6 protein-coding genes and 1 pseudogene are annotated in these 7,166 nt (G+C 69.1%); 3 read left to right on the top strand and 4 right to left on the bottom strand.

Annotated elements, in window-relative coordinates; all coding sequences use genetic code 11:
- Positions 1-288: 288 nt before the first annotated feature.
- The 4 genes from ACFWF3_RS18170 to ACFWF3_RS18155 all read right to left on the bottom strand — a co-directional run bounded on the left by ACFWF3_RS18170 (position 289) and on the right by ACFWF3_RS18155 (position 3,840).
- Positions 289-1,374, bottom strand: a complete 1,086-nt coding sequence (locus ACFWF3_RS18170; protein WP_379314555.1) for an NAD(P)H-dependent flavin oxidoreductase — start codon at positions 1,372-1,374, stop codon at positions 289-291.
- Positions 1,375-1,445: 71 nt separating this feature from the next.
- Positions 1,446-2,192, bottom strand: coding sequence for a CoA-transferase subunit beta (locus ACFWF3_RS18165; RefSeq protein WP_379314554.1), 747 nt, complete (start codon positions 2,190-2,192; stop codon positions 1,446-1,448).
- Positions 2,189-3,079: a CoA transferase subunit A gene (locus ACFWF3_RS18160; protein ID WP_266297857.1), complete on the bottom strand. Its 891-nt coding sequence runs from the start codon at positions 3,077-3,079 to the stop codon at positions 2,189-2,191. The genes ACFWF3_RS18165 and ACFWF3_RS18160 overlap by 4 nt, the downstream gene beginning before the upstream one ends.
- Positions 3,076-3,840 carry an enoyl-CoA hydratase family protein gene (locus ACFWF3_RS18155; protein ID WP_056818882.1) on the bottom strand — a complete coding sequence of 255 codons (765 nt, stop codon included), beginning with the start codon at positions 3,838-3,840 and terminating at the stop codon, positions 3,076-3,078. The genes ACFWF3_RS18160 and ACFWF3_RS18155 overlap by 4 nt, the downstream gene beginning before the upstream one ends.
- A 70-nt stretch (positions 3,841-3,910) precedes the next feature.
- Here ACFWF3_RS18155 and ACFWF3_RS18150 point away from each other — a divergent pair, with 70 nt between their 5' ends.
- From ACFWF3_RS18150 to ACFWF3_RS18140, 3 genes and pseudogenes are all read left to right on the top strand, one after another.
- Positions 3,911-4,687, top strand: coding sequence for an SDR family oxidoreductase (locus ACFWF3_RS18150; RefSeq protein ID WP_379314553.1), 777 nt, complete (start codon positions 3,911-3,913; stop codon positions 4,685-4,687).
- A 221-nt stretch (positions 4,688-4,908) separates the two neighbouring features.
- Positions 4,909-5,820 carry an SDR family oxidoreductase gene (locus ACFWF3_RS18145; RefSeq protein ID WP_378990659.1) on the top strand — a complete coding sequence of 304 codons (912 nt, stop codon included), beginning with the start codon at positions 4,909-4,911 and terminating at the stop codon, positions 5,818-5,820.
- Positions 5,821-6,022: 202 nt separating this feature from the next.
- A pseudogene (locus ACFWF3_RS18140) lies at positions 6,023-7,166 on the top strand (hypothetical protein); the annotation flags it as partial.

Genomic DNA, 7,166 nt, shown 5'->3' with positions numbered 1-7,166 from the left:
GTACCGGCACCGTAGAGCCGTGGACCTGCCGTGAGAACTCGGCGTCCATGCGACCTCCCGGTGCGATGTCGATGTCCGGCAAACTTTAGGCGACCGGGCGCCGTCGGGAGCGGGTTCGGGCGCGTGTCGCGACTACGAGACGCCCTGAACCGAAAATGCACCGGACCCGATGCGCACCTCGTGAGTGCGGCATCGGGTCCGGTGCTCGATCGCCCCCGTGGGACCGACGGTTGGCTCAGGGCCGTCGATCGGGGCGAGTTCGTGGCGGGAGCCGGGTACGGCTCCGGGTCAGTGGGCTTCGGCGGCGGACTCGACGGTGAGCGCCGAGACCGCCTCGATCCGGGCGATGGCGTCGGCGACGATCCCGTCGATCAGCTCCGCCACCGTCGGCAGGCTGTCGATGATGCCGGTGACCTGGCCCGCGGGCAGCACGCCCGCGTCGGTGCGGCCCTCGACGAGACCGGCCTTGGTCAGCATCGCCGAGTTCGCCGCCATCACGACCTGAGACCAGCTGAGGTCCTTGGTCTTTCGCATGGCCAGACCGTCACGCATCAGCGTCGACCATTTCATGCCGGTCATGCTCTTGAACTTGGCCGCGTTCGACACCGCCGCCGACAGGCCGCGCCAGCCGCCGGAGTGCTCGAGCTTGGTCACCAGTTCGGTGTTGAGCATCCGATGCGGCATGCCGTCGACCTTCACCGACACCACCGTGTCCCCGAGGCCGCGCGCCAGGTACTCCTGCTTCACGGCCTCGGGAACGGTGCTCTCCTGGGTGAGCAGGAAGCGGGTGCCCATCGCGACACCGGCCGCGCCGTAGGACAGCGCGGCAGCCAGGCCGCGACCGTCGAAGAAGCCACCCGCCGCGATCACCGGGATATCGACCGCGTCGAGCACCGACGGCAGCAGCAGCGTGGTGGCGACCGGGCCGGTGTGCCCACCGCCCTCACCGCCCTGCACGATCACCGCGTCGGCACCCCAGGACGCCACCTTCACCGCGTGCTTGGCGGCACCGATCGACGGAACTACCACGACACCGGCGTCTTTGAGCCGGGCGATGAGTTCCTTCTTCGGCGCGAGCGCGAAGGACGCGACGCGTACCTGCTCGCGGATGAGCAGCTCGATGCGCTCGCCCGCGTCGGTGGCGTCGGCGCGGATGTTCACGCCGAAGGGTTTGTCGGTGAGCGACTTGGTCTTGGCGACCGCCGCCTCGAGCTCCTCGAACGTCATCGTCGCCGAGGCGAGGATGCCGAGTCCGCCCGCGTTGGCGGTGGCCGCGACCAGTCGTGGGCCGGCGACCCAACCCATGCCGGTCTGTACGACCGGGTGCTCGATGCCGACCAGCTCGGTCAGCGGAGTCCGCAAGCGCGCGCTCATACTGTCTCCTCTCGGCGTGCTCGGGCGGCCTGCGTGGTTACGCTCCGCTGCCGCCTCCGGCCGCTGACCGCTCACGCCGTCACTTCCTTCTCCCGGAAACCCTTGGGATCGAGCACGGTTCGGATGATCCGCAGCTCTTCCTCGGTCGGCAGCCTGGTCTCGCCCGCCGAACCCAGCTCGGCGATCTCGAAGGAGGTGTTCTCCGCGACCTCGGCCGCGCTCACGCCCGGGTGCAGCGACAGCGCGCGCAGGGTGTGGTCGGGACCGTTGAAGTCGAACACGCCCAGGTTGGTCACCACCCGGTGCAGATGATGGAAGCGATACGCGGGATTCTCGGGATCGATTCTGTCGTAACCGATTCCGGAGATGATGTCGACCTTCTCGACGAACACCCGGTTGTTGTGGCGGGGCACGAAGTAGCTGGTCGCGTGGTTGATGGTGTTGCCTGGCGCGCCACGCACACCGAACATCTGCCTGGTCGGCTGCTGGAGCGGACCGAAGGCCGACAGGTTCTGGTTGCCGAACCGGTCGATCTGGTTGGCGCCCATCACCACATGGCGACGGCCCGAGGCGACCACGTCGAACACTCGGGAGAACGGAATCCAGCCCTCGACAGGGGCTTTGGCGCCGATCGCCGGTACCTCGGCGAAGAACAGCGCCTCGCCGTCGGAGAGCAGCAGGTCGGGTTCGAAGGTGAGCCGGGCCAGCCGGGCGCCGATGGTGGTGACCGTCGACATCGGGCTGGCCATGATCTCACCGGCCCCGCGGAAGATCTCCGCGGCGGCGACAACGCAGACCTCGGCACGAGTAATTGTCATAGCTTCTGCTCCTCAGCGAACGCGGCCACAGCGGACTGGTATTCCTCTTCGGAGACATCCAGGTAACGAGCCTTGAACTCGGCCCACGACTCCGGCGTCTTCGCGGCCGCCACATAGTGCTTCTGAAACTTCTCGTCGCGCCCGTAGCTGCCGGAGAAGGTGAAGTGCGCGCCACCGGGCGACTCGACCACACCGTCGACCAGCATGCGGTTGAGGATGATCGACTGCTGTGGAACGGCTTTCACCAGTTCCTCGGTCTCGACGATGCGATCCACCGAGACGTAGCGACGCTCCGCCGCCAGGCAGTACAGATCGTCGAAGTACGGGTCGACGCCCGTGTAGGCGGCGTTGCCGTGCTTGTCGGCCAGATCCAGGTGCACGAACGACGCGTCGAGATTCAACGCCGGCATCGCGACCAGGGTCTCGACACGACCGTCGGCGGCGGGATACGGCGACGCGACGGTCTTCAGCTCGCCCTCCCAGAAGTCGAGCACCGCCGATCCGAGCCCGGCCCGGATCGGCAGGAAGGGCAGTCGCGCGGCGGCCGCTTGCAGCCCGCACTTCACCATCCCCTCGTCCATCTCGCGCACGGTGATCGCGCCCTCGGTGCGCGCCTTCGCGAACCACGGGTCGTAGAACGGCGCCGAATCCAGCGACACGAACCCGTAGTACGCCTTGCGGACCTTGCCCGCCGAACACAGCAGACCCAGGTCGGGACCGCCGTAGGTGACCACGGTCAGGTCGGTGACATCGGAGCGCAGCAGGGCGCGCACCAGCGCCATCGGCTTGCGTCGTGAACCCCAGCCGCCGATGCCGATGGTCATGCCGCTGCGCAGCTCACCGACCACCTCGTCGAGGGTCATTCTCTTGTCGCGCATGGCTTTCAGCTCTCCTTCTTCTGCGCGGCGAGATCGTCGTCGAAGCGCGCCCTGATCTCGTCGGCGACACCGGCGAGGTTGAGCTCCATCGTGAAGCCCTGCTCGTAGCGGTAGGAACGGTGCACGTCCTGCACGTCGATGCCGTTGAGCGCGCGTTTGGCGGCGCGGATCACGCGGCCGTCCTTGTTCGCGATGTTCTTCGCCACGTCCATCGCGGCGGCGTCGAGTTCGGCGCGCGGCACCACCTTGTACACCGAGCCGAAGTGGTGCAGCTGCTGGGCGGTGAGCTTGCCCGCGGTGTAGAACATGGTGCGCATCAGGTGCTGGGGGACCAGCCGGGACAGGTGCGTGGCGGCGCCGAGCGCGCCACGGTCCACTTCGGGCAGGCCGAAGGTGGCGTCGTCGGAGGCGACGATGACGTCGGAGTTACCGACCAGGCCGATGCCGCCGCCGAGGCAGAAGCCGTTCACTGCGGTGACCACGGGCACCTCGCAGTCGTAGACCGCGGCGAAGGCGTCGAAACAGCCGTGGTTGGCGCGGATCAGCGCGGTATGGCCGACGTCGGCGTTCATCTCCTTGATGTCGACGCCCGCGTTGAACCCGCGGCCTTCCGCGCGCAGCACGACCACCCGGGTCTCCTGGTTGCGGCCCGCTGCCCGGACGGCGTCGGCCAGTGCGAACCAGCCGTCCGAGGGCAGGGCGTTGACCGGCGGGTAGTCGACTGTGACGACCTCTACCCCGTCGGCTTCGGTGTGACGGTTTATCCCCATCGCGATGTCTCCTCGTGCGCGCCCCGGCGAACCCGAGACAAAGCAAGCAATTGCTTGGTAGGTTAACACGGTGGCTGTAGAAATCGACCTTTCCGAGCAGATCGTTCTGGTGACGGGTGGCGTCCGAGGTGTCGGCGCCGGAATCAGCCGGGCCTTCCTCGCCGCGGGTGCGACGGTGCTGACCTGCGCACGCAGACCGGCCGACGAGCCGATCACGGTAGGGGACCGCGGCACCGAACACCTCACCTGCGATGTGCGCGATGTCGACGCGGTGCCGGCGATGTTCGCCGAGATCGTCGCCAGGCACGGCCGGATCGACCATGTGGTGAACAACGCGGGTGGTGCGCCGTTCGCGATGGCCGACGCCGCGAGCCCCAAATTCCACGCCAAGATCGTGGAGCTGAACCTCCTCGCGCCGCTGCTGATCTCGCAGCAGGCGAACGCGTTGATGCAGAAGCAGGACGCGGGCGGCTCGATCGTGATGATCACCAGCGTCAGCGGCCACCGCCCCTCACCCGGCACCGCCGCCTACGGCGCGGCCAAGGCGGGCCTGGACAACCTGGTCTCCTCGCTGGCCGTCGAATGGGCCCCGAAAGTCCGGCTCAACTCCGTCGTCGTCGGCCCGGTGGAAACCGAACTCAGCCACCTGCACTACGGCGACGCCGACGGCGTCGCCGCCGTAGCGAAGACCGTCCCCCTCGGCCGCCTGGCCAACCCCGCCGACGTCGGCAACGCCGCGCTGTTCCTGGCCTCCCCCCTGGCCGCCCATATCAGCGGCGCCGCCCTGCTCGTCCACGGCGGCGGCGAACGCCCCGCCTTCCTGGACGCCGCCAACACGAACAACTAGCCGCCGATGCGAACCCGCAGTAGTCATCCCGTCCAGCGACTGAACATTCCCCACCTGCCGCAACCAACGCCACCCACCCAACCCAACCACCACGATTTTCGGCCGCCTCGCATCCGAAGGGCGAGACGGAACGCCGAAGGCGCAGTATCGCCCTTCGGATGTGAGGCCCTCAGGGCCGAAAATCCCGCGGCGCCAGCCGCCAATAAACACAGGAGCTACACATGACTGACCAGGTGATCTGCGCAGGCCGCACCGTAATCGTCACCGGCGCAGGCCGCGGAATAGGCCGCGCCCACGCCCTGGCCTTCGCCGCGGCGGGCGCCCGCGTGGTGGTCAACGATGTCGGCACCGCCCTCGACGGCGCAGCCACCACGGAAACCCCCGCTCAGCAGGTCGTCGACGAGATCGTCGCGGCCGGTGGCGAGGCCGTCGCCAACTACGACGACGTCGCCGATTGGGAAGGCGCCCGCCGCCTGATCCGTCAGGCCGTCGACACCTTCGGCGGCCTCGACGTGCTGGTCAACAACGCGGGCTTCGTGCGTGACCGCATGCTGGTGAACCTCGGCGAGGACGAGTGGGACGCTGTCGTGCGCGTGCACCTCAAGGGCCACTTCGCCACCATGCGGCACGCGGCCGAGTACTGGCGGGGTGAGTCGAAGGCGGGCCGCCCGGTGGACGCCCGCGTGATCAACACCAGCTCCGGCGCCGGTCTGCAGGGCAGCGTCGGCCAGGGCAATTACGGCGCAGCCAAGGCAGGTATCGCGGGTCTCACACTGACCGCGTCGGCCGAGTTCGGGCGCTACGGCGTGACCGTGAACGCCATCGCTCCCGCCGCCCGCACCCGGATGACCGAGACGGTCTTCGCCGACACCATGTCCGCCCCCGACGCGGGCTTCGACGCGATGGCTCCGGAGAACGTCTCACCGCTGGTGGTGTGGCTCGGCAGCACCGAATCCGCCGGGGTGACCGGCCGGATGTTCGAGGTGGAAGGCGGAAAGGTGGCGCTGGCGCAGGGCTGGATGCACGGCACCCCGGTCGATCGCGGCGCTCGCTGGAACCCCGCCGAACTGGGTCCGGTCGTCAAGGAACTGATCGAGAAGAGCACCCCGCCGGAGCCTGTGTACGGTGCATAGCAAACTTTGAGGCGTGCGGCCGGGGAAATGTCCCCGGCCTGCACTTATGGCATGTCACACACGTCCAGGGGGCTGGACGACTCTTGCTCTCTTCTGCGGTCCCGGGACCGTGGGTTTACTATGGGCTACTGTTCGTCGATCCCGGAATGTGTCGCGACCGGGGGTAATTCTGCGCTGAATAACTAAGGGGATGATCTAGCGCATGGCCATTGGTCGCATGTTGCGCGTGTTTGCCGCTGCGAGTGTGCTGGCCGGCTGTGCGTTGTTAGGGCCCGCGGTCGCCACGGCGGCCCCGGAGAAGCCGCCGACGCCTGCCGCGCAGGCCCCCGGCAGCGGAAGCTCGGGGCAGGGCAACGGCAGCGGTGGCAACGGCGGTCAGAGCACTCCGACTCCCAAGCCCGATGAGCTCAGCCTGCCCGGTCAGGGGCAGACCCAAGGCAACGGCAACGGTCAGGCGACCAACCCGGCTCCCGGTTCCGACCCGGTTGCTCCGCAGGCGGGCGCCCCGGTCGCCGGTGAAGGCGAATGGACCCCGCTCACCATCCCCGGCCAGTCCAGCGCTGACGTTCCCAGGAAAGAAGTCGCGGGCCCGCTCTCCGGATCGGCCGCCGCGGGCTCGGCCGCGGCAGGCGCGGGTTCGGCCGCCGCGGGCGTGGTCCTCGGTACCGGTTCCGCGGGGCTCGGAGTGCTGCTCGGTACCGGTTCGGCAGGTCTCGGGGTGGTTCTCGGTACCGGTTCCGCTGGCGTGGCCGCCGTCCTCGGCACCGGCTCGGCAGGCGCCGCCGCAGTGCTCGGCACGGGTTCGGCCGGTGCCGCGGCGGTACTCGGCACGGGTTCGGCCGGTGCCGCCGCGGTACTCGGTACCGGCTCGGCCGCAGTCGGCTCGGCCGCCGCGGGTACCGGTTCGGCCGCCCTCGGCGCGGGCTCGGCTGTCCTCGGAACAGGTTCTGCCGCAGTGGGTTCCGCTGCCGCCGGTTCCGCCGCGGTAGGTTCCGCGGGTGCGGGCTCGGCCGCTGTCGGTTCCGCCGCTGTCGGTTCGGCGGCGGTCGGCTCGGCCTCGCCCCTGCTGTTGTTGCTGATCCCGATCCCTTCGGTCCCGGCCGTTCCGGCGCTTCCGTCGATCGCGATCCCACCCACTCCCGCGGTCCCCGGTGTTCCGAATATCGCTGTGGCAGTACCCATTCCAGCCGCCGCACCATCGGCGGCCGAGGCTCCGGCCCCCGCCGCACCACCCGCCGCGGCCAACTGGCGGGGCAGCGGCAACGCGCACATCGCGGTGCGGCTCGTGCAGTTCCGCCCCGGCCCCCTCGCCGAGGCCCAGGCCGTCGCCATGAGCAGTCGTCAGG

The organism is Nocardia sp. NPDC060220, assembly GCF_042727815.1.
Taxonomy (GTDB): domain Bacteria; phylum Actinomycetota; class Actinomycetes; order Mycobacteriales; family Mycobacteriaceae; genus Nocardia.
The sequence above is the reverse complement of the archived record's forward strand: the minus strand, read 5'-3'. Positions and strand labels throughout refer to the sequence as shown.